Source organism: Lelliottia nimipressuralis (assembly GCF_041464075.1).
GTDB classification, from domain to species: Bacteria; Pseudomonadota; Gammaproteobacteria; order Enterobacterales; family Enterobacteriaceae; genus Enterobacter; species Enterobacter nimipressuralis.
This window is the reverse complement of sequence record NZ_CP167172.1, coordinates 1140068-1161323: the sequence shown is the minus strand read 5'-3', so window position 1 is coordinate 1161323 and position 21256 is coordinate 1140068. Positions and strand designations below refer to the sequence as shown.

Sequence of the window (21256 nt, the reverse complement as noted above, 5' to 3'; positions counted from 1 at the left end):
GGGCGCTTTATTGACTGTTTTACGGCATTGACCGGGTAACAGTGACCTACTTACGACGCCAGGTGGTGCCCTGCGGGCCATCTTCCAGGATGATCCCCATTTCGGTCAGGCGATTACGCGCCGCATCCGCCGCCGCCCAGTCTTTCGCCTGACGCGCTTCCAGACGCGCTTTGATCAACGCCTCAATTTCCGCCACTTCGCCATCGTCCGCCTGCACGCTGCTTTGCAGGAACACTTCCGGCTCTTGCTCCAGCAGGCCAAGCACCGCAGAGAGTTTGCGCAGATGAGCGGCCAGCGCGTTCGCGGCAGCCATATCTTCTGTTTTCAGGCGGTTCACTTCACGCGCCATATCAAACAGCACCGAGTAGGCTTCCGGCGTGTTGAAATCGTCGTTCATCACCTCGATAAAGCGTGCTTCGAACGCATCGCCCCCTGCCGGTGCGGCGGATTTGTCGGTGCCACGCAGCGCAGTGTACAGACGCTCCAGCGCAGAACGCGCCTGTTTCAGGTTCTCTTCGCTGTAGTTCAGCTGGCTGCGGTAGTGGCCGGACATCAGGAAGTAGCGAACGGTTTCCGCATCGTAATATTTCAGCACGTCGCGCACGGTAAAGAAGTTGCCCAGTGATTTGGACATCTTTTCGCGATCGACCATCACCATGCCGGAGTGCATCCAGTAGTTCACGTACTCGCCGCCGTGAGCACAGGTGGACTGAGCGATTTCGTTTTCATGGTGCGGGAACATCAGATCCGACCCGCCGCCGTGAATATCAAAATGCTTGCCGAGCTGCTTGCAGTTCATCGCCGAGCACTCAATGTGCCAGCCCGGACGCCCTTCGCCCCACGGGGATGGCCAGCTTGGTTCACCGGCTTTGGACATTTTCCACAGCACGAAGTCCATCGGATTGCGCTTCACGTCAACGACGTCAACGCGCGCACCGGCCTGCAGCTGGTCCAGATCCTGGCGAGAGAGCTGGCCGTAGTTCGGATCGGTCGGCACCGAGAACATCACATCGCCGTTGTCGGCGACATAGGCGTGACCGCGGGCAATCAGCTTTTCGGTGATATCGATAATTTCATGAATGTGGTGCGTGGCACGCGGCTCGCTGTCCGGACGCAGTATATTGAGTGCATCAAAATCTTTGTGCATCTCGGCGATCATGCGGTCCACCAGCGCGACAAAACTCTCACCGTTTTCATTAGCGCGTTTAATGATTTTGTCATCAATGTCGGTGATGTTACGCACGTATTTGAGCGTATAGCCCAGGAAACGCAGGTAGCGAGAGACCACGTCGAACGAGACAAAAGTACGCCCATGACCGATATGACAGAGATCGTAAACAGTGATACCACACACGTACATGCCGACTTCCCCGGCATGGATAGGTTTAAATTCCTCTTTTTGGCGCGTCAGAGTATTAAAGATTTTTAACATCGAAGATTCCGTGTAGACGTGTGTGGATAATAAAGTCTGTATAATACCCATAATTCAGACCGGAATCAGCACTCAATGCAAGATGATCCCGTCTTACGGTTATGCTATAACAGCCCTCTTATCTGTGACCTTACAGAGGTCGACGTACCACAATACCGGAACAGGATGCAAAAATGGTTACTTTCCACACTAATCATGGCGATATCGTCATCAAAACTTTTGACGATAAAGCGCCTGAAACAGTTAAAAACTTCCTGGACTACTGCCGCGAAGGTTTCTACAACAACACTATTTTCCACCGCGTGATCAATGGCTTTATGATTCAGGGCGGCGGTTTTGAACCTGGCATGAACCAGAAAGAAACCAAAGAAGCGATCAAAAACGAAGCGAACAACGGTCTGAAAAACACCCGTGGTACGCTGGCAATGGCGCGTACCCAGGCTCCACACTCTGCGACTGCCCAGTTCTTCATCAACGTGGCTGACAATGACTTCCTGAACTTCTCCGGCGAAAGCATGCAGGGCTGGGGCTACTGCGTATTCGCAGAAGTGGTTGAAGGCATGGACGTGGTTGAGAAAATCAAAGGCGTGGCAACTGGCCGCAGCGGTATGCACCAGGACGTTCCTAAAGAAGACGTTATCATTACCAGCGTGACCGTCAGCGAGTAATTGGTGGCGACACTCTTTATTGCAGACCTCCATCTGCAAACAGAAGAACCGGCGATCACCGCCGGTTTTCTGCGTTTTTTACAAGGCGAAGCCCGCTCTGCCGATGCGCTCTACATTCTGGGCGACCTCTTTGAAGCCTGGATTGGCGACGACGATCCCAACCCTCTGCACCGTGAAATCGCCGCCGCCATTAAAGCACTGGTTGATTCCGGCGTTCCCTGCTTCTTCATCCACGGCAATCGCGATTTTCTGATTGGCAAACGCTTTGCCCGTGAAAGCGGCATGACGCTGCTGCCGGAAGAACAGGTGCTCGATCTCTACGGTCGCCAGGTGCTGATCATGCACGGCGACACGCTCTGCACCGACGATACCGGCTATCTGGCGTTTCGCGCCAAAGTCCATACGCCATGGATTCAGACCCTGTTTCTCGCTCTGCCGCTGTTTATCCGCAACCGCATTGCCGCTAAAATGCGCGCAGGCAGTAAAGCCGCCAACAGCAGCAAATCCCTGTCCATCATGGATGTGAATCCGCAGGCGGTTATCGAGGTGATGGAAAAACATCGCGTGCAATGGCTTATCCACGGCCATACCCATCGCCCGGACGTCCACACGCTATCCGCTAACGGCGAGCCCGCGCACCGCGTCGTGTTAGGCGCGTGGCACACGGAAGGCTCAATGGTAAAAGTCACGCCAGACGGTATAGAACTGATCCCTTTCCCGTTTTAATCCCCCCTCTGTTTGTTGCCGAAATCATCGCTACGCAATCGTTTTCCTACTCGTGATTTAATGCTATTCTCTGTGCCCTCAAAGCAGTGTGTTCCGCACCCACAGGAGTTTTAAGACGCATGTCTTCCCGCAATAATCCGGCGCGTGTCGCCATCGTGATGGGGTCCAAAAGCGACTGGGCTACCATGCAGTTTGCCGCCGAAATCTTCGAAATCCTGAACGTTCCACATCATATTGAAGTGGTCTCCGCGCACCGTACTCCCGATAAACTGTTCAGCTTCGCCGAAGGCGCAGAAGAGAACGGCTATCAGGTGATCATTGCCGGTGCGGGCGGTGCTGCACATCTGCCAGGCATGATTGCCGCCAAAACGCTGGTGCCGGTGCTGGGTGTGCCGGTGCAAAGTGCTGCCCTGAGCGGCGTCGACAGCCTCTATTCCATCGTACAGATGCCGCGCGGGATCCCGGTCGGTACGCTGGCGATTGGCAAAGCGGGCGCCGCGAACGCTGCACTGCTGGCGGCACAAATTCTGGCAACACACGATAAAGAGCTACATCAGCGTCTGGCAGAGTGGCGTAAAGCCCAGACCGACGAGGTGCTGGAGAATCCGGATCCGCGAGGTGAGGCATGAAACAAGTCTGCGTCCTCGGAAACGGTCAGCTGGGCCGAATGCTGCGTCAGGCGGGTGAGCCGCTGGGCATCAGCGTCTGGCCCGTCGGGCTGGACGCCGAGCCGGAAGCCGTGCCGTTTCAGCAAAGCGTCATCACCGCTGAAATCGAGCGCTGGCCGGAAACTGCGTTAACCCGCGAGCTGGCGCGTCATAATGCCTTCGTGAACCGCGATGTATTCCCGATTATTGCTGACCGACTGACGCAAAAACAGCTGTTCGACAAGCTGGGCCTGGCGACGGCCCCGTGGCAACTGCTGGCGGATAAAAGCGAATGGCCGGCGGTCTTCGAGACCCTCGGCGAGCTAGCGATCGTGAAGCGTCGCACCGGCGGCTACGACGGGCGCGGCCAGTGGCGTTTGCGTGCGAACGAAACCGCCGAGCTGCCGGACGAGTGCTACGGCGAATGTATCGTCGAGCAGGGGATCAATTTTAGCGGCGAAGTGTCGCTGGTTGGCGCGCGCGCCCATGACGGCAGCACGGTGTTTTATCCCCTGACCCATAACCTGCATCAGGACGGCATTCTGCGCACCAGCGTGGTGTTCCCGCAGGCGAACGCCGCTCAGCAGGCGCAGGCCGAAGATATGCTCTCAGCCATCATGCATGAGCTGGGCTACGTCGGCGTCATGGCGATGGAGTGCTTTATCACGCCAGCCGGTCTGCTGATCAACGAACTCGCCCCGCGCGTGCATAACAGTGGCCACTGGACGCAAAACGGCGCCTCTATCAGCCAGTTTGAGCTGCACCTGCGCGCCATCACCGATCTGCCGCTGCCGCAGCCGGTGGTGAACAGCCCGTCGGTGATGATCAATCTCATCGGTACCGATCTGAATTATGACTGGCTGAAACTGCCGCTGGTCCATCTGCACTGGTACGACAAAGAGGTGCGCGAAGGCCGTAAAGTCGGGCATCTCAATCTGAACGATGACGACGCTGGCCGCCTGAGCGCCACCCTCGAAGCGATGGTTCCGCTGCTGCCACCTGAGTACGCAAGCGGCATCGCCTGGGCGCAAAGCAAACTCAAATAAGGTCTAAATGTCGGGGAGTTGATCTTTTCCTTCCCCGGCATCTTTCAACGCGCGTAAAATCCCCGCCTATTGCTGTTTTGTTTCCTTCAGGACTTCTCATGAACGATGGAACGGACTATCGCGCGATCCTTGCCGCCGATACCCCTTTAATCGACGTTCGCGCGCCGATCGAATTCACTCAGGGCGCCATGCCTGCTGCGCTCAATCTGCCGCTGATGACCGACGACGAACGCGCCGCCGTGGGCACGTGCTACAAACGCCAGGGGCCAGAAGCCGCGCTGGCGTTGGGCCATAGTCTGGTCAGCGGCGACACGCGGGAAGAGCGGATTAACGCCTGGCGCGACGCCTGCCTGGCAAACCCTGGCGGCTATCTCTGCTGTGCGCGTGGCGGACAGCGCTCGCACATTGCCCAGGCGTGGCTAAACGCGGTGGGCATTGATTACCCGCTGATTGTGGGCGGCTACAAAGCCCTGCGTCAGACCGCGATCCAAGCCACCGCCGAACAGGTGCAAAAGCCGATGGTGCTGATTGGCGGCTGTACCGGCAGCGGCAAAACGCTGCTGGTCAAACAGCACGCATCGGGCATCGACCTGGAGGGGCTGGCGCGTCATCGCGGCTCATCCTTTGGCCGCACGCTTAATGCCCAGCTGTCGCAAGCCAGTTTTGAAAATCACCTGGCCGTCGCACTGCTGAAAAAGGTCGCCGCACGCTGGGTGCTGGAAGACGAAGGCCGCATGATTGGCTCCAACCATCTGCCGGAGTGTCTGCGCGACCGCATGGCGGAATCGCCTATCGTGGTGGTGGACGATCCTTTTGATATTCGTCTTGAACGCCTGCGCGAGGAGTATTTCGCGCACATGTGGCAGGATTTTTCAGCCGCATTCGGCGAAGAAAAAGGCTGGCAGGAGTACACCGACTATCTGCACCATGGCCTGTTCGCCATCCGCCGCCGTCTGGGGTTACAGCGGTTTGCAGAGTTCAGCGCCTTACTTGATTCCGCGCTCATCGAGCAGCAGCGCACCAGACGTACCGAGGCGCACTATTCCTGGCTTGCGCCACTGCTCAATGACTATTACGACCCGATGTACCGCTTTCAGCTGGCGAAAAAAGCCGACAAAATTGTCTTTCGGGGCGAATTTAACGCGGTGGCCGCCTGGCTGGCGGCCTGATTCTCTAACGGCGATCGCGCTTATCGGCGCGTTTCGCCAGCCAGTCGCCCAGCACCTGAACAATCTGCACCAGCACGATCAGCGCAATCACGGTGACAACCATCACCTGGGTTTCGTAACGGTAATAGCCGTAGCGGATCGCCAGATCCCCTACCCCACCGCCGCCGACAATTCCCGCCATCGCCGAGTAACCGATCAGGCTCACCAGCGTAATGGTCAGGCCGCGCAGCAGCCCGGCGCTCGCTTCCGGCAGTAAAACGGTGCAGATAATCCGCATCGGGCTGGCACCAAAGGCTTCTGCCGCTTCGATGATCCCTTTGTCGACTTCTCGCAGCGCGCTATCCACCAGACGGGCGTAAAACGCAATCGCCGCCACGGAGAGCGGCACCGACGCCGCAATCGGACCGATTGTGTTGCCGAGCAGCAGCTGCGTCAACGGCAGCAGCAGAACCAGCAGAATCACGAACGGCACCGAACGGATAATGTTCACCAGCACGGAACTCACCATATAGACAGCGCGGTTTTGCCAGAACAGGTGGCGGTCGGTGACGAAAATTAAAAAGCCGAGCGGCAGGCCGCCAATTATCGCCAGCACCGTTGAGATGCTCAGCATCTGGAAGGTTTCGTTAAACGCAAGGCCCAGATCGGCCACTAAATCATCCACGGATCACCTCCACCTGGGCTGTACGATGACGAATATGTTCCACGGCAGACGCCACCACGGACGGGTCATCCGCCGTTAGCTGCACCACCAGAATCCCCAGCGCGCGTTCACCGATGTACTCGATTTTGCCGTGCAGAATATTCACCGCCACGCCAAATTTAATCGCCACATCCGAGAGCACGGGCTGCTCGGCGGAATCCCCGATAAACAGAATTTTCAGCAGTTGCCCCGGCAGGTGCTGCTGCAACCGCTCCGGCAGGGTCAGGTTCAGAGTATGGGAGACCAGCTGCTGCGTGAACGGATGCTGCGGATGGGCAAAAACGTCAAACACCTCGCCCAGCTCCACCACTTCGCCGCCGGACATCACCGCCACGCGATCGCAGATAGATTTGATCACGTTCATCTCATGGGTGATCAGCACGATCGTGATCCCCATTTGCTGGTTGATCTGCTTCAGCAGCGCCAGAATGGTGGCCGAGGTTTCCAGATCCAGCGCGGATGTCGGTTCGTCGCAGAGCAGGACGTCAGGATGGTTGGCAATCGCACGGGCGATCCCCACGCGCTGTTTCTGCCCGCCGCTCAGCTGCACCGGGTAGCGATTCGCTTTGTCCGTCAGCCCGACCAGGGCGAGGATCTCCGCCACGCGCGGGGCAATATTGCTGCGCGCCCATCCGGCGGCTTTGAGGCTAAACGCCACGTTCTGCGCCACCGTGCGGGTATGCATTAAATTGAAATGCTGGAAAATCATGCCAATACGCTGGCGTGCTTTACGCAAATTCACGCCGTCGAGGGCAGAAATCTCCACGCCGTTAACATTCACGCGGCCCGCACTTGGGCGCTGGAGCGCGTTGAGGGTGCGCAGCAGCGTGCTCTTCCCGGCGCCGCTGGTGCCGACAATGCCAAAAATCTCGCCCGCCGCAATCGTCAGGCTGACGTCGGAAACCGCACGGGTGGAAGGTCCACGTCCTGTCTGGAAGTCGACGCATACCTTGTCTAACTCAATCATGACTACCTCAGAAATGCGAAAAGGGCAGACTCGGCTGCCCTGTCGATCGGTTACGCGATTACGGTTTTGCGGCCGTCATCCAGTCCGGTTTCTGGAAAGCGGTATACACGTTTTTCGGATCGTCGATCACCGCGCTATAGGCCGGGGACTGCACCACCGCCACGATATCTTTCGCGAAGGGTTTATCCGCATCTTCCGTGCGTACGGCGATGATATTTTTCAGGTTTTCATCGAGATGCTCCTGCGCCAGAGCGCTGGAGAGATCCAGCCCGGCAGCAATCGCAAAGTTGCCGTTCACCAGCGAGGCCGTGACGCTATCAAGCGTGCGCGGCAGCTGCGCGGCTTCCAGCGGTTTGAAGACCAGCCCTTTCGGGTTGCTGGCAATATCGCGCTCAGAGGCTTTGGTCGGATCGATGTTGTCTTTGATGGTGATTAATTTCAGGGACTGCAGGAAACGCAGGCCGCGCGCGAGGTTGGTCGGGTCGTTTGACAGGGTCACAATATCGCCCTTTTTAAGCTGATCCAGGCTCTTGATCTGGCGCGAGTAAAAGCCCATTCCCGCGGTCGGCACGGTGAGTAATTTGGTCAGTTTCAGCCCTTTATCCGCCGTGAACTTATTAAAATAGAGCGAGTGCTGAAACAGGTTAGCGTCGATGCTGCCATTTGAGAGCGCCATATTGGGCTGCACGTAATCACTGAATTCGCGCACCACGACTTTGTAGCCCTTCTCTTTCAACGAGGGGGCAATGGCCTGTTTCACCATATCGCCGTAAGGGCCTGGGGCGACGCCAAACACAATGGCGTGCGGATCGCTGTTAGCGTGGGCGGTCTGCAAACCGCAGAGCAGCAAAAGCGCACCGGCGGCGGCGCGAAACGTATGACGAATTCCCATGAGATCTCCATTTCAAAGCGGTGTGACGTTGTGATGCCCCGTACGATGCGGGGCAGAGTCTGTTTAACATGACACAGATCACAAGCGGCTGTCCTTGAAATTATTTCATGATGTTGCGGAATATGTCGTTGAATGTGCAGGAAATTGGGAAATGCGTTTTATGGGAAAGGATAGACCGTGCGCGTATATGAACGGGGAGATCGGCACAGTTCGTGGCCCCGGTAGCAACGTGCCACCAGGGCCACGCGTTCAGACTTAGAAGTCGTAACGCAGACGTACCAGGTTCATATCACCCAGGTCGTCGGTGCTGGAGGTAAAGACGTGCTCGTAATCAACACGGAAACCGTAATCCAGCTGGAAGCTCACACCCACGCCATTATCGGTGCGCTGGTAGTTGCGGCCATTCACATACTCAATACGATCGCCCATCACGTACGGCTGAACGGATTTCAGCGCATACTGGCCAACCGGGATTTTGTAGCCCGCGAAGTATTCAATACCCCACGCATCACCGGCAAAGTAGTCGTTCACAGACACTTTTTTGGTGGTCATGAAGTTCTGATACCAGCCGCCGCCTGCGGAGAAGGTCCAGTTGTCCGGGGTCCAGCTCAGCGCCGTACCGAGGATGTTCTGGTCGTAAGATTTGCTGTCGCCGTTATCCGGGTTACGCATATCCGCACGGGTGTAGTTCCACGCCGCGCCCCAGGTCAGGTCGGTAGTCAGGTGGTAATCCAGACCCAGTGAACCGCCGCCTTTACGTTTGTAACGCAGGCCGTTACCTGGCAGGTATTCACCGTCTTCAAACAGGTAGGAGGCGTAGATATCGGCATCGCCCACGGTTTTCTTATATTTCAGCATTTTGCGTGAACGATAAGAGCCGTCGTAGTCGCCGTTAATGCCGTTACCCGGAGCCTGACCGATCATGTCGTAGTCCCAGATATCGGTTTTCGCGCCCACCACATCGTAATAGACGCTGTTCTGTTGACCGAAGGTCAGCGTACCCCAGGTATCGCTTTTCAGGCCGGTGTAGAGCATACGGCGAGAGGTGTTGTTCGCGCCTTCTGCGTAGTGATTATCCCAGTCGAACAGCGCCGGAATGTTCACACCCAGCTCGTAGTAGCTTATCCAGCTGATGTCATCGAACAGGTAGTAATCTGCGGCGAAACGGAAACGTGTACCGCCGTCGAAGCCGTTACGCTTGTAAGAACCTTTGTCGCCGTCACCCGTCATCATGTTGAACTGAGGACGAATACTGCCGCCAACGGTGAAGTTAAGACGGCTCAGGGGGTTGCCCGCCTGCGGATCTTGTTTCAGTACGGTGATTTCCGCTTGTGCTGCGAAAGACGCCAATGCCACTGCCGCGCCGATCGTTGCCGCCAGCGCTGTTTTTTTTATGGTCATTATTATTCCTTGATAGACACGCTGCTAATTATTTAGCAGACAAATAATATCCGGAATTAAACGAGCCGTGGTGTTGGGTTTTTAATGTTTTGTGCTGCTAAAAGTGGGGGTATTATCGATTTGTGCTACTAAATGATTACACACCAGTATATAAACCGGTGCGTAATCATCACGTGAGGGAATTAACTGGCAAACTGACGGAACAGGGCTTTGCCTTTTAGCAGACGCGTTCCCAGCCAGCCGCCGCACAAGGAGAGCAACACTGCGCCGGAGACCGGAAGGATCAGCCACAGCCGCCAGTCCGGCTCCCACGGGAAGTCGAAGACTTTGGTCTGAAGCACGGCCAGCGCGGTTTCTGCACCGATGGCCGCCACCAGTCCCGACACCAGCCCCAGCAGCGCAAACTCGCACCACAGGGTTGTGCGCAGCAGGGATTTACTCGCGCCGAGCGTGCGGTACACCACCAGCTCCTGATGGCGCTGTCGCATTCCCACCTGCACCTGCGCCAGCAGCAGCAATAGGCCGCAGGCGGTGACCAGCACCACCATGACCTCCAGCGCACGGCTTACCTGCTCCAGCACCTGGCCGACCTGTTTCAGGATCGCGCCAATATCCAGCAGGCTCACCGTCGGGAACTCGCGGTTCAGCTGCGTCAGCATGCCATTGCCGTTTTCCCAGCGGAAGCTGGTCAGCCAGCTTTGCGGCTGCCCGTCGAGCGCCCCGGACGGGAAGATAAAGAAGAAGTTCGGACGCAGGCTTTCCCAGTCCACTTTACGCAGACTGGTCACTTTGGCGCTAAAGTCCTGGGTATCGCCAGTGAAGGTCACCGTATCCCCTAAACCAACTTTCAGCCGTGCGGCCAGCCCTTCTTCCATCGACACTTCACCCGCTTTTGGCGGCCAGTTTCCGGCGGTAATCGGGTTATGATCCGGGCGCTTGTCCTGCCAGGTCAGATTCAGCTCACGGTTAAGCGCCTCGTCCTGATTCCCCTCCGTCGGCTTGCCGTTAATCTGCGTCAGCCGCGCGCGGACAATCGGATAGAACGACTCGGGCACAATCTGATGCTCAGACAGGAAACCCTTCAGCGGCGTGACCTGCTCCGGTGCGATGTTAATCAGGAAATAGTTCGGACTTTCCGGCGGGAGCTGCTGCTGCCAGCGGTCAAGCAGATCGCCGCGCAGCACCAGCAGCATCGCCAGCAGCATAAAGGAGAGTGAAAATGCCGACAGCTGGCTGAGAGTGGACCACGGCTGGCGCAGCAGACGATTCACCGCCAGACGCACGGGCAGGGATTTCAAGGTCAGCCCTTTCAGCACGTTCAGCAGCATCCAGCCCAGCACGCCGCACAGCAGCGCCAGCACAACGGCGCCGGCCAGCACCGCCCACAGCAACATGCTGCCGCCCATCAGCCAGGCGAGCAACATCACCACCACTGCTACCACTACCGGCAGATAGAATTTCAGCGGCCAGACGCTGGCGACCACATCCCTGCGCAGCACCCGCAGCGGCTGCGTGGCCAGCAGCAGGCGATAAGGGCGCAGCCCCACCAGCAGCGAAATCACCACCATCGCCCCCATGGCCCACAGCCACGGCCACAGGCTGGCTGGCGGAAGTGCGGCAGGTAGCACCGGTTTCAGCAGGATCATCAGCACTTTTTCAAACAGCAGCCCAATCGCCCCGCCGGTAATGGCAGACAACGCCAGCACCATTAGCCACTGGCCGACGATCAGCTTACGCAGCTGCGCCCTGCCCGCGCCGAGGGTTTTCAGGATCGCCACCAGATCGTAGCGGCTGCGGCAGTAGTGCCCCATCGCCACCGCCACGGCAGCAACCGCCAGCAGCATGGTCAGCAGCGCAGAGAGCAGTAAAAACTGTTGCGAGCGTTCGAGGGATTTCCCCAGCGCGCCGTCGTCCTGCTCCATGCCAATCCAGCGATGTTCCGGTTTCAGCTGCGGTTTCAGCCACTTTTCGTAGGCGTCGATTTGCGCAGGCGTGCCACCAAATTTGTAGCGCCAGGTGACGCGGCTGCCCGGTTGTACGGCTCCGGTTTTTGCCACATCAGCGGTATTCATCAGCAGACGCGGTGCCATCTGGAAGGGGTTAAAGCCGGAATCCGGCTCCTGCACCACTTCCCCGGCGATTTTCAGCGTGGCGTCGCCCACGTCGATGCTGTCGCCGGTTTTCAGGTTCAGCAGCGCCATCAGCCGTGGGGCCAGTAGCACTGAGCCTGCCGTCGGTTTTAAGCCCGGCGGCTCGGTTTGCAGCTCGCCGTACATGGGATAGATGTCGTCGACCGCTTTCACGCTCGCCAGCTGGGGCGTATCAGCGGCGAAGGTCATGGTCTGGAAACTCAACTGCTGACCGACCTTCAGCCCCTGTTTACGCGCCTCATCGATCCACGCCTGCGGCACATCGCGTGAGCTGCTCAGGGTGCGGTCGCCCGCCATAAACTCGCGGCTTTGCTGACTTAAGCCCTTTTCCATACGATCGCTAACGCTGCCGAGCGCCAGCACGCAGGCCACCGCCAGACTCAGCGCCAGCCAGACAATCAACAGCGAGGGCGAGCGCCATTCGCGCCAGAACCAGCGTGCAATCATGCTTCCTCCTGCAATTGCCCGTTAACCAGACGCAGACGTCTGTCGCAGCGGGCGGCAAGCTGCGGATCGTGGGTGACCAGAATCAGCGTGGTGCCGTGCTCGCGGTTGAGGGAGAAGAGTAAATCGGCAATTTTATCGCCGGTCTGCCGGTCGAGATTCCCCGTCGGTTCATCGGCAAACAGCACCTCCGGGCGACCGTTGAATGCCCGCGCCAAGGCCACACGCTGCTGCTCGCCACCGGAAAGCTGCGCCGGAAGATGATCCAGACGCTTGCCTAACCCAAGCTGCTCCAGCAGCGCTTTTGCACCGCTGCGGCTCTGACTGGCGTTTTCACCGCGCAGCAGACCCGGCAGCTCAACGTTTTCCAGCGCATTGAGGGTCGGGATGAGCATGAAGGACTGAAACACAAAGCCGATATGCTTTGCTCGCAGCGCCGCACGCGCCTCTTCATCGAGCTTATGCAGCGGCTGACCGACTAGGTTGACCTCCCCGCTGCTGCCATCGTCCAGCCCGGCCAGAATCGCCAGCAGGGTGGACTTACCGGAACCGGATTCACCAATCAGCGCAATGGTTTCAGCGCGTTTGACAACGAGTTCAACTCCGGTGAGGATGGATAGCTCGTGCTCACCCTGACCGACGGACTTCTTAAGATGATGAACTGCAACAATGTTTTCCGCTGGCATTTGCCCTTCCTGTTTCTGATTCTGATGACCTTTCGCGCCGCTGCGGCGGACACGTTACTGGTGCTGGGTGACAGCCTGAGTGCGGGCTACCGGATGGCGGCCACTGCCGCCTGGCCTGCGCTGCTCAACGATAAGTGGCAGACCCAAACGCCGGTGCTGAATGCCAGCATCAGCGGCGATACGTCCCAGCAGGGGCTTGCGCGCCTGCCCGCTTTGCTCAAACAACATCAACCGCGCTGGGTGCTGGTCGAACTGGGCGGTAACGACGGTCTGCGGGGATTCCAGCCGCAACAGACAGAAGAAACCTTACGCAAAATTATTACGGATATTCAGGCCGCCAACGCGCAGCCGTTATTAATGCAAATTCGTCTGCCTGCGAACTACGGACGCCGTTATAATGAGGCCTTTAGCGCCATCTATCCCAAGCTTGCCAAAGAATTCGATATTCCGCTGCTGCCATTTTTCATGGAGGAGGTCTATCTGAAACCGCAATGGATGCAGGATGACGGTATTCACCCCAATCGCGACGCCCAGCCCTTTATTGCAGACTGGATGGCGACTCGACTGGCTCCTCTAGTTAAACATGACTCTTAATTAAGCGGAGATCCTGACAGGTAAAGTTATGCAAAAATCGGTCTTAATCACAGGATGTTCCAGCGGAATTGGCCTTGAAAGCGCGTTCGAACTGAAGCGCCAGGGATTTTGGGTAATCGCCGCATGCCGGAAACAAGAAGACGTGGAACGCATGAACAGCAAAGGTTTTCAGGGCGTGTTGCTGGATCTGGACTCGCCGGAAAGCATTGAACGCGCCGCCGCAGAAGTGATCGCTCTGACGGGTAATCGTCTGTACGGCCTGTTTAACAACGCCGGTTTTGGCGTGTACGGCCCGCTGCAAACCATCTCGCGCGAGCAGCTTGAGCAGCAGTTTTCCACCAACTTTTTTGGCATCCACCAGCTGACCATGGCGCTGTTGCCTGCGATGCTGCCCCATGGAGAAGGCCGCATTGTGATGACCTCGTCGGTGATGGGCCTGATCTCCACGCCGGGCCGTGGGGCGTATGCCGCCAGCAAATATGCGCTGGAGGCCTGGTCAGATGCCTTGCGCATGGAGCTGCGCCATAGCGGTATTAAGGTCAGCCTTATTGAGCCTGGCCCGATTCGCACCCGTTTCACAGAAAACGTAAATCAAACCCAGTCCGACAATCCGGTCGAAAACCCTGGCATTGCCGCACGCTTTACCCTCGGCCCAGAGGCAGTTGTCACCAAAGTGCGCCATGCTTTTGAAAGCGATCGCCCGAAAATACGCTACCCGGTGACCCTCGTCACCCACGCCGTGGGCTGGCTCAAACGTCTGCTACCGGGGCGCATGATGGATAAAATTTTACGCGGTTGAGTTGAAGCCACGCTCCTCATCCCCCATGTATTTGTCAAATTGATAAAAGAGAATGCCGTATGTCCGTACAGAATATTGTCAACATCACTGAAGCGAACCTGCACCAGACACTCGAAGTGTCGATGACCAAACCTGTGCTGTTCTATTTTTGGTCCGAGCGCAGCCAGCACTGTCTGGAGCTGACGCCGGTGCTGGAAAGCCTGGCGGCGCAGTACAACGGTCAGTTCCTGCTGGCAAAACTGGACTGCGACGCCGAGCAGATGGTGGCCTCCCAGTTTGGTCTGCGTGCCATTCCAACCGTCTATCTGTTCCAGAATGGTCAGCCCGTAGATGGCTTCCAGGGCCCGCAGCCCGAAGAGGCGGTTCGCGCCCTGCTCGATAAAGTGCTGCCGCGCGAAGAGGAGCTGAAAGCGCAGCAGGCGCTGGCATTGATTCAGGAAGGCAAACACGACGAAGCGCTGCCGCTGCTGAAAGAGGCGTGGCAGATGTCGAACCAGGACAGCCAGATTGGCCTGCTGCTGGCGCAGACGCAGATTGAACTGCATCGTTCAGAAGAGGCTGAAGCAGTGCTGAAAACCATTCCGCTGCAGGATCAGGATACCCGTTATCAGGGTCTGGTAGCGCAAATTGAGTTGCTGAAACAGGCAGCTGACACGCCGGAAATCCAGCAGTTGCAGCAGCAGGTAACCGAGAACCCCGACGATGCGGCGCTGGCCAGCCAGCTGGCGTTACAGCTTCATCAGGTCGGGCGTAACGAAGAGGCGCTGGAGCTGCTGTTTAGCCATCTGAAAAAGGATCTGGCAGCTGCTGACGGCCAGGCGCGTAAAATGTTCCAGGAGATCCTGGCGGCACTGGGTACCGGCGATGCGCTGGCCTCAAAGTATCGTCGCCAGCTTTACGCCCTGCTCTACTAATCCAGGCTGAAAGCCGGGCAAGCGACATGCTGCCCGGCAACACACCTGCACGTTACTCTGCTTTTTTCAATTGCGTCACCACCAGCTGATGGCGCGAGTTGTAGAATTTTCGATAGGTTAAATAGCAGGCGATAATGGTCGACAGGCTGGCCGTCGAGAGCAGCATAAACGTCACCATAATCTGATACTTAATCGCTTTCACGGGATCAATACCGGCAAAAATCAGCCCGGACATCATCCCCGGTAGACTCACTAGTCCGACCGTTTTCGCCGAATCGACCGTTGGGATCAGCGACGATCGTATACTCTCACGGATCAATCGCGCCGACGCCGTTTTTGGCGTGGCTCCCAGGCTGAGTTTCTCCTGGATCTGCTGCTGCTCACTGCTAAAACGCTGGCCGAGATTGTTGTAGCACAACCCCACCGCCACCATTGCGTTACCCGCAATCATCCCGGAAATCGGGATCACCTGCATCGGGGAAAATTCAATCGATCCCGACAGCACCAGCACTGCCAGCGTCAGCGCCGTGCCGGTGGTAATGGCGATAAACGAAGAGATAAAGGCCTTGTCGATGTATTTACTGCGTTTTTGCGCATTCCACGCGGCGTTAAAGCAGATAAACAGCACCATCAGCAGCGTCAGCACCGCGTGGTTGACGTTGAAAATATACTTCAGCACATAGCCGACGATAATCAGCTGAATGACCGCCCGGCAAATGCTCCACACAATGTCCTTTTCCAGACCGAGCTTCTCCCGATGGCTGACCAAAATCGCCACCAGGACCAGCACCATCGAAAGCGCCAGTGATTCGTTGGTAATATTATGCTCGTTCACGGTTTTCCTCCTTCATCTTCCCGCCCTGTGGCTGAAGGGTAATCACCTCATCTGCGTGGGCAATCTCACCGGCGTCGTGCGTTACCCACAGCACCGCAATGTTGTTCTCTTTGGCGTAGCGATGAATGATCTCATTCACGTTGCGTTTGTTGTTTTCGTCGAGGGCGCTGGTCACTTCATCCAGCAACAGCACTTTGGGCAGAAACTGCAGATTACGAATCAGCGAGACGCGCTGTTTTTCACCGCCGGAAAGTTCGTTTACGGACTTTGTCAGGGTTTCCGCTGGCAGACTAAAACGCGCCAGATCGGCAATGAATTTTTCCGGTTCGGGGGCTTTATCGCGGATCTGCCAGGGAAAGATCAGATTGTCGTACACCGTCTCACCAAACAGCGAGGGCGTTTGCACGCAGTAGGAGACCTGCTGGCGATAATGCTCGGGTGTGAGCGTCGTGATGTCCTTGTCTTCAAAGAAAATTCGCCCTTCCGTCGGGCTGAGGAGTGAGGCGATAATCTTCAGCAACGTGCTTTTACCGCAACCAGACGGGCCCGTAATGAGCCTGAATTCCCCTGGCTGTACGTTGAAGCTAATCTGCTGCAATATCGTGGTTTCGCCCACGCGAAAACCCACGTTCCTGAGTTCCAGAAGCGCATTATTATCCTTCATATTATTTCCCGTTTTTTAATTCAGCTTCGTTCCAATATTGTAACCACGTTAATGGATTGGAGGCGAACTTCCCTGCAATAGTCGATATACTTAAGTTCAACAAACGAGCAGTTTTTGCTGCTCCACGGAATGCAAAACAGGAGGTTTTCATGTTGATCGTCATCCCTATCCTTATTTTCGTCGCGCTGGTGATCGTCGGGGCAGGCGTAAAGATCGTGCCCCAGGGCTATCAGTGGACGGTCGAACGTTTCGGCCGTTACACCAACACCCTCCAGCCAGGCCTGAGTCTTATCGTCCCGTTCATGGATCGTATTGGGCGTAAAATCAACATGATGGAACAGGTGCTGGATATCCCTTCCCAGGAGATCATCTCCCGAGACAACGCCAACGTCACCATCGACGCCGTTTGCTTTATTCAGGTGATCGACGCGCCAAAAGCCGCCTATGAGGTCAGCAACCTGGAGCTGGCGATTATCAACCTGACCATGACCAATATCCGTACGGTACTGGGGTCGATGGAGCTGGACGAAATGCTCTCCCAGCGCGACAACATCAATACGCGCCTGCTGCATATCGTTGATGAAGCGACCAATCCGTGGGGGATTAAAGTCACCCGTATCGAAATCCGCGACGTGCGCCCACCGGCAGAACTGATTTCGTCGATGAACGCCCAGATGAAAGCCGAGCGAACCAAACGTGCGTACATTCTTGAGGCCGAAGGGGTGCGTCAGGCAGAGATCCTGAAAGCCGAAGGGGAAAAACAGTCGCAAATTCTGAAAGCCGAAGGGGAACGCCAGTCGGCCTTCTTACAGGCAGAAGCCCGTGAGCGTTCCGCCGAGGCAGAAGCACGCGCCACCCAGATGGTGTCCGAGGCCATTGCGGCCGGTGATATCCAGGCAATTAACTACTTCGTGGCGCAGAAATACACCGATGCGCTGCAGAAAATTGGCTCCGCCAACAATAGCAAAGTCGTGATGATGCCGCTGGAGGCCAGCAGCCTGATGGGCTCTATCGCCGGGATCGCGGAGCTTATCAAGAATAGCGGAGATGAGCGCAAAAAATGATTGAGATGATTGCAGCACACCCTCATGTTTTCTGGCTCAGCCTGGGCGGGCTGTTGCTGGCGGCTGAGATGCTGGGCGGCAACGGGTATCTGCTCTGGAGCGGCGTCGCGGCGGTCATCACCGGGCTACTGGTCTGGATCGCACCTTTTGGCTGGGAGTGGCAAGGCGCCCTCTTCGCCCTACTGACGCTGGTCGCCGCCTGGCTCTGGTATCGATGGCTGACGCGCCAGGTGCGCGAACAAAAACCTGCCGATGCCGCACTCAATCAGCGCGGCCAACAGCTGGTGGGTAAGCGCTATACGCTGGATACCACGTTAATCAACGGGCGCGGACATGTTCGTGTCGGTGACAGCACGTGGCCAGTGGTAGCCGATGATGACCTCGTGGCAGGGACTCGCATTGAAGTCATCGCGGTAGAAGGCATTACGCTTCGGGTGAAAGCCCGTTAAACGCTGGCCTTACGATGGCAGCAGCCGGAAAGATTATCAATAATCGGACAGTCGGCGCTGTCATCCCCCGGACAGGATTCGGCGAGTGAGAGCAGTTGTTCACGCATCGCCTGCAGCTCCAGGATATGGCGCTCGATTTCCGCAACCTTTTCCAGAGTTCTCTTTTTCACATCGGCGCTGTGCCGTTTAGGATCGTTGAACAGATGGACCAGTTCACCGCACTCTTCAAGATTAAACCCCACCTGCCGGGCCTGGCGTAAAAGCGTGAGTTCTTCGAGATGCAGCTGCGTGTAACTGCGATAGCCGTTTTCGCTGCGCAGCGGCGGCGTGACCAGCCCTTTCTCTTCGTAAAAACGAATCGCTTTGCTGGTTAACCCGGTTTTTTTTGCCACATCACTGATATTCACATTTCCCCCTTGACCTTCCCCTTGATGGAAGGTTTAACCTTCATAACACTGTTCCAGAAAGAGTATGTTGGCTGAATAATCATACAGGAGTTTTACTATGTCTCACACAATCAACCTGACGCTGGATGGCCTGACCTGCGGTCACTGCGTCAAACGTGTCAAAGAGAGCCTTGAACAACGTCCTGACGTTGAAAGTGCAGACGTGACGATTGAAAGCGCCGTTGTCACTGGCAGCGCCAGCGCCGACGCGCTGATCGATACCGTTAAACAAGCAGGTTACGGGGCGGAGCTAAGCCACCCAAAGGCTAATCCGCTGACAGAGTCATTAACCCCGTCGGAAGCACTGACAGCGGATACTTCTGAGCTTCCGGCAGCCCATGATATTGACGACAGCCAACAGCTGCTGATCAACGGCATGAGCTGTGCCAGCTGCGTCTCCCGCGTACAGAATGCGTTGCAGGCCGTACCGGGCGTCTCACAGGCGCGGGTAAACCTCGCGGAACGCACTGCGCTGATTATGGGCAGTGCGTCAGCCGCAGAATTAGTGCAGGCGGTGGAAAAAGCCGGCTACGGCGCAGAGGCCATTGAAGATGATGCCGAGCGCCGCGAACGCCAGCAAGAGACCGCCATCGCCGCCATGAAACGCTTCCGCTGGCAGGCGATTGTCGCTCTGCTGGTCGGTATTCCGGTGATGGTGTGGGGAATGCTCGGCGACAACATGATGGTCACCGACGACAACCGCACGCTGTGGCTGGTGATTGGTGTGATCACCCTTGGTGTGATGGTCTTCGCCGGTGGGCATTTCTACACCAGCGCCTGGAAGAGCCTCAAGAACCGCACCGCGACGATGGACACACTCGTCGCCCTCGGCACCGGCGCGGCGTGGCTCTACTCCATGAGCGTGAACGTCTGGCCGCAGTGGTTCCCGATGGAAGCACGCCATCTCTATTACGAAGCGAGCGCGATGATTATTGGTCTGATCAACTTAGGCCATATGCTTGAAGCGCGCGCGCGCCAGCGGTCGTCCAAAGCGCTGGAACGTCTGCTTGATCTCACGCCACCGTCGGCCCGCGTGGTGACGGACGAGGGTGAAATCAGCCTGCCGCTCGCCGAGGTGCAGCCAGGCATGACGCTGCGCTTAACGACGGGCGATCGCGTGCCGGTCGACGGTGAAATCACTCAGGGTGAAGCCTGGCTGGATGAAGCGATGCTGACCGGTGAACCGGTGCCGCAGCAAAAATCCGCCGGTGATGCAGTCCATGCCGGTACGGTGGTGCAGGACGGCAGCGTGCTTTTCCGCGCCAGTGCTGTCGGGAGTCATACGACGCTTTCTCGCATCATTCGCATGGTGCGCCAGGCGCAAAGCAGCAAGCCGGAGATCGGTCAGCTCGCCGATAAAATTTCCGCCATATTTGTGCCCGTGGTGGTGGGCATCGCGCTGTTCAGCGCCGCCATCTGGTACGTCTTTGGCCCGGCACCGCAGATTGTCTACACCCTGGTCATCGCCACCACGGTGCTGATCATCGCCTGTCCGTGTGCTTTAGGGCTGGCGACGCCGATGTCGATTATTTCCGGCGTTGGTCGCGCCGCCGAGTTTGGTGTGTTGGTTCGCGACGCCGATGCCCTCCAGCGCGCCAGTACGCTCGACACGCTGGTGTTTGATAAAACAGGCACCCTCACCGAAGGCAAACCGCAGGTTGTGGCGGTGAAAACCGTCGGTGTTACGCAAGAAGATGCCTTACGTCTGGCCGCTGCGCTTGAGCAAGGCTCCAGCCACCCGCTGGCGAGAGCGATTCTCGAGAAAGCTGGTCACGCAGCATTGCCGCAGGTGAATAACTTCCGCACCCTTCGCGGGCTGGGGGTCAGCGGTGAAGTCGATGGCCACACGCTGCTGCTTGGTAATCAGGCACTGCTCAACGAAAACGGCATTGATACCGCTGCGCTGAACGATGAATTAACCGCCCAGGCCTCTCAGGGCGCGACGCCGGTGCTGTTGGCGGTCGAGGGCAAAGCGGCAGCGCTGTTCGCTATCCGCGATCCGCTGCGGGCCGACAGCGTGGCCGCGCTGAAACGTCTGCATCAGGCTGGCTATCGTCTGGTGATGCTCACCGGCGACAACCCGACCACTGCCAACGCCATTGCCAAAGAAGCAGGTATCGACGAGGTGATCGCGGGCGTGCTGCCAGATGGCAAAGCCGATGCGATTATCAAACTGCAACGTCAGGGCCGACAGGTGGCAATGGTCGGCGACGGCATCAACGATGCGCCCGCACTGGCACAGGCGGAAGTCGGGATCGCCATGGGCGGCGGGAGCGATGTGGCCATTGAGACGGCGGCGATTACCCTGATGCGCCATAGCCTGATGGGTGTCGCCGATGCGCTGGCGATTTCGAAAGCCACGCTGCGCAACATGAAGCAAAATCTGCTCGGTGCGTTTATCTACAACGCGTTCGGCATCCCGATTGCCGCCGGGATCTTGTGGCCGCTGACCGGCACCTTGCTCAACCCGGTCGTCGCCGGGGCGGCAATGGCGCTCTCGTCCATTACCGTGGTCAGCAACGCGAACCGGTTGCTGCGCTTCAAACCGAAAGAGTAAACC

The 21256-nt window shown here is 57.4% G+C and carries 21 protein-coding genes; 11 read left to right on the top strand and 10 right to left on the bottom strand.

Annotated features, from left to right (window positions below):
- Positions 1-46: 46 nt before the first annotated feature.
- The gene (cysS, locus tag ACB496_RS05405; RefSeq protein ID WP_371974621.1) at positions 47-1432 is read right to left on the bottom strand and encodes a cysteine--tRNA ligase; all 1386 of its coding nucleotides are present in this window, start codon (positions 1430-1432) and stop codon (positions 47-49) included.
- A 173-nt stretch (positions 1433-1605) separates the two neighbouring features.
- Here cysS and ppiB point away from each other — a divergent pair, with 173 nt between their 5' ends.
- From ppiB to mnmH, 5 genes are all read left to right on the top strand, one after another.
- Entirely contained in the window at positions 1606-2100 is a 495-nt protein-coding gene (gene ppiB, locus ACB496_RS05400; RefSeq protein ID WP_107704116.1) for a peptidylprolyl isomerase B, read from the top strand.
- A gap of 3 nt (positions 2101-2103) precedes the next feature.
- The gene (lpxH, locus tag ACB496_RS05395) at positions 2104-2826 is read left to right on the top strand and encodes a UDP-2,3-diacylglucosamine diphosphatase (RefSeq protein ID WP_107704304.1); all 723 of its coding nucleotides are present in this window, start codon (positions 2104-2106) and stop codon (positions 2824-2826) included.
- Between the two features lie 119 nt (positions 2827-2945).
- A complete protein-coding gene (gene purE, locus ACB496_RS05390; RefSeq protein ID WP_100777340.1) occupies positions 2946-3455 on the top strand; it encodes a 5-(carboxyamino)imidazole ribonucleotide mutase in 510 nt (169 codons plus the stop codon).
- A complete protein-coding gene (gene purK / locus ACB496_RS05385; protein WP_100777341.1) occupies positions 3452-4519 on the top strand; it encodes a 5-(carboxyamino)imidazole ribonucleotide synthase in 1068 nt (355 codons plus the stop codon). The genes purE and purK overlap by 4 nt, the downstream gene beginning before the upstream one ends.
- Positions 4520-4617: 98 nt before the next feature.
- Positions 4618-5688 (top strand): tRNA 2-selenouridine(34) synthase MnmH, encoded by a 1071-nt coding sequence (gene mnmH / locus ACB496_RS05380; RefSeq protein WP_371974620.1) that lies wholly within the window; start codon positions 4618-4620, stop codon positions 5686-5688.
- A 4-nt stretch (positions 5689-5692) separates the two neighbouring features.
- On the opposite strand, the gene ACB496_RS05375 is transcribed toward mnmH, so the two are convergent.
- The 6 genes from ACB496_RS05375 to ybbA all read right to left on the bottom strand — a co-directional run bounded on the left by ACB496_RS05375 (position 5693) and on the right by ybbA (position 12931).
- Complete coding sequence (locus tag ACB496_RS05375) at positions 5693-6352, bottom strand: methionine ABC transporter permease (RefSeq protein WP_371974619.1); 660 nt, start codon at positions 6350-6352, stop codon at positions 5693-5695.
- Entirely contained in the window at positions 6345-7358 is a 1014-nt protein-coding gene (gene sfbB / locus ACB496_RS05370; RefSeq protein ID WP_100777344.1) for a virulence-associated ABC transporter ATP-binding protein SfbB, read from the bottom strand. The genes ACB496_RS05375 and sfbB overlap by 8 nt, the downstream gene beginning before the upstream one ends.
- Positions 7359-7416: 58 nt before the next feature.
- The gene (locus ACB496_RS05365) at positions 7417-8250 is read right to left on the bottom strand and encodes a MetQ/NlpA family ABC transporter substrate-binding protein (RefSeq protein ID WP_371974618.1); all 834 of its coding nucleotides are present in this window, start codon (positions 8248-8250) and stop codon (positions 7417-7419) included.
- A 255-nt stretch (positions 8251-8505) separates the two neighbouring features.
- Complete coding sequence (locus tag ACB496_RS05360) at positions 8506-9657, bottom strand: porin (RefSeq protein ID WP_194512930.1); 1152 nt, start codon at positions 9655-9657, stop codon at positions 8506-8508.
- Positions 9658-9833: 176 nt separating this feature from the next.
- Positions 9834-12248, bottom strand: coding sequence for a putative ABC transporter permease subunit YbbP (gene ybbP, locus ACB496_RS05355; RefSeq protein ID WP_102104259.1), 2415 nt, complete (start codon positions 12246-12248; stop codon positions 9834-9836).
- Positions 12245-12931, bottom strand: coding sequence for a putative ABC transporter ATP-binding protein YbbA (gene ybbA, locus ACB496_RS05350; RefSeq protein ID WP_371974617.1), 687 nt, complete (start codon positions 12929-12931; stop codon positions 12245-12247). Before ybbA ends, ybbP begins: the two co-directional genes overlap by 4 nt.
- Between ybbA and tesA the strand changes: the two genes are divergently transcribed.
- The 3 genes from tesA to ACB496_RS05335 are packed head-to-tail and all read left to right on the top strand — an operon-like array spanning position 12899 to position 15238.
- Positions 12899-13525, top strand: a complete 627-nt coding sequence (gene tesA, locus ACB496_RS05345; RefSeq protein WP_100780759.1) for a multifunctional acyl-CoA thioesterase I/protease I/lysophospholipase L1 — start codon at positions 12899-12901, stop codon at positions 13523-13525. The two genes, ybbA and tesA, sit on opposite strands and share 33 nt — an antisense overlap.
- A 28-nt stretch (positions 13526-13553) precedes the next feature.
- A complete protein-coding gene (locus tag ACB496_RS05340; RefSeq protein WP_100777349.1) occupies positions 13554-14324 on the top strand; it encodes an SDR family oxidoreductase in 771 nt (256 codons plus the stop codon).
- Between the two features lie 59 nt (positions 14325-14383).
- Positions 14384-15238, top strand: a complete 855-nt coding sequence (locus ACB496_RS05335; protein ID WP_312069520.1) for a co-chaperone YbbN — start codon at positions 14384-14386, stop codon at positions 15236-15238.
- Between the two features lie 52 nt (positions 15239-15290).
- Here the strand turns inward: ACB496_RS05335 and fetB are convergent, their stop codons facing one another.
- Both fetB and fetA read right to left on the bottom strand, forming a co-directional pair.
- Positions 15291-16073, bottom strand: coding sequence for an iron efflux ABC transporter permease subunit FetB (gene fetB, locus ACB496_RS05330; protein ID WP_100777351.1), 783 nt, complete (start codon positions 16071-16073; stop codon positions 15291-15293).
- Complete coding sequence (fetA, locus tag ACB496_RS05325) at positions 16060-16737, bottom strand: iron efflux ABC transporter ATP-binding subunit FetA (RefSeq protein WP_100777352.1); 678 nt, start codon at positions 16735-16737, stop codon at positions 16060-16062. Before fetA ends, fetB begins: the two co-directional genes overlap by 14 nt.
- A 149-nt stretch (positions 16738-16886) precedes the next feature.
- Here fetA and ACB496_RS05320 point away from each other — a divergent pair, with 149 nt between their 5' ends.
- Both ACB496_RS05320 and ACB496_RS05315 read left to right on the top strand, forming a co-directional pair.
- Positions 16887-17801 (top strand): SPFH domain-containing protein, encoded by a 915-nt coding sequence (locus tag ACB496_RS05320; RefSeq protein WP_100777353.1) that lies wholly within the window; start codon positions 16887-16889, stop codon positions 17799-17801.
- Entirely contained in the window at positions 17798-18250 is a 453-nt protein-coding gene (locus ACB496_RS05315) for an NfeD family protein (protein WP_100777354.1), read from the top strand. Before ACB496_RS05320 ends, ACB496_RS05315 begins: the two co-directional genes overlap by 4 nt.
- On the opposite strand, the gene cueR is transcribed toward ACB496_RS05315, so the two are convergent.
- Positions 18247-18657, bottom strand: coding sequence for a Cu(I)-responsive transcriptional regulator (gene cueR / locus ACB496_RS05310; RefSeq protein ID WP_100777355.1), 411 nt, complete (start codon positions 18655-18657; stop codon positions 18247-18249). The two genes, ACB496_RS05315 and cueR, sit on opposite strands and share 4 nt — an antisense overlap.
- Before the next feature lie 97 nt (positions 18658-18754).
- Here cueR and copA point away from each other — a divergent pair, with 97 nt between their 5' ends.
- Positions 18755-21253: a copper-exporting P-type ATPase CopA gene (copA, locus tag ACB496_RS05305; RefSeq protein WP_371974616.1), complete on the top strand. Its 2499-nt coding sequence runs from the start codon at positions 18755-18757 to the stop codon at positions 21251-21253.
- Positions 21254-21256 lie beyond the last annotated feature (3 nt).

Coding starts and splice junctions, on each gene's coding strand:
- cysS (WP_371974621.1), bottom strand. CDS start 1,432: ATGTTAAAAATCTTTAATACTCTGACGCGCCAAAAAGAGGAATTTAAA.
- ppiB (WP_107704116.1), top strand. CDS start 1,606: ATGGTTACTTTCCACACTAATCATGGCGATATCGTCATCAAAACTTTT.
- purE (WP_100777340.1), top strand. CDS start 2,946: ATGTCTTCCCGCAATAATCCGGCGCGTGTCGCCATCGTGATGGGGTCC.
- purK (WP_100777341.1), top strand. CDS start 3,452: ATGAAACAAGTCTGCGTCCTCGGAAACGGTCAGCTGGGCCGAATGCTG.
- mnmH (WP_371974620.1), top strand. CDS start 4,618: ATGAACGATGGAACGGACTATCGCGCGATCCTTGCCGCCGATACCCCT.
- sfbB (WP_100777344.1), bottom strand. CDS start 7,358: ATGATTGAGTTAGACAAGGTATGCGTCGACTTCCAGACAGGACGTGGA.
- ACB496_RS05365 (WP_371974618.1), bottom strand. CDS start 8,250: ATGGGAATTCGTCATACGTTTCGCGCCGCCGCCGGTGCGCTTTTGCTG.
- ybbP (WP_102104259.1), bottom strand. CDS start 12,248: ATGATTGCACGCTGGTTCTGGCGCGAATGGCGCTCGCCCTCGCTGTTG.
- tesA (WP_100780759.1), top strand. CDS start 12,899: ATGATGAACTGCAACAATGTTTTCCGCTGGCATTTGCCCTTCCTGTTT.
- ybbA (WP_371974617.1), bottom strand. CDS start 12,931: ATGCCAGCGGAAAACATTGTTGCAGTTCATCATCTTAAGAAGTCCGTC.
- ACB496_RS05340 (WP_100777349.1), top strand. CDS start 13,554: ATGCAAAAATCGGTCTTAATCACAGGATGTTCCAGCGGAATTGGCCTT.
- ACB496_RS05335 (WP_312069520.1), top strand. CDS start 14,384: ATGTCCGTACAGAATATTGTCAACATCACTGAAGCGAACCTGCACCAG.
- fetA (WP_100777352.1), bottom strand. CDS start 16,737: ATGAAGGATAATAATGCGCTTCTGGAACTCAGGAACGTGGGTTTTCGC.
- ACB496_RS05320 (WP_100777353.1), top strand. CDS start 16,887: ATGTTGATCGTCATCCCTATCCTTATTTTCGTCGCGCTGGTGATCGTC.
- ACB496_RS05315 (WP_100777354.1), top strand. CDS start 17,798: ATGATTGAGATGATTGCAGCACACCCTCATGTTTTCTGGCTCAGCCTG.
- copA (WP_371974616.1), top strand. CDS start 18,755: ATGTCTCACACAATCAACCTGACGCTGGATGGCCTGACCTGCGGTCAC.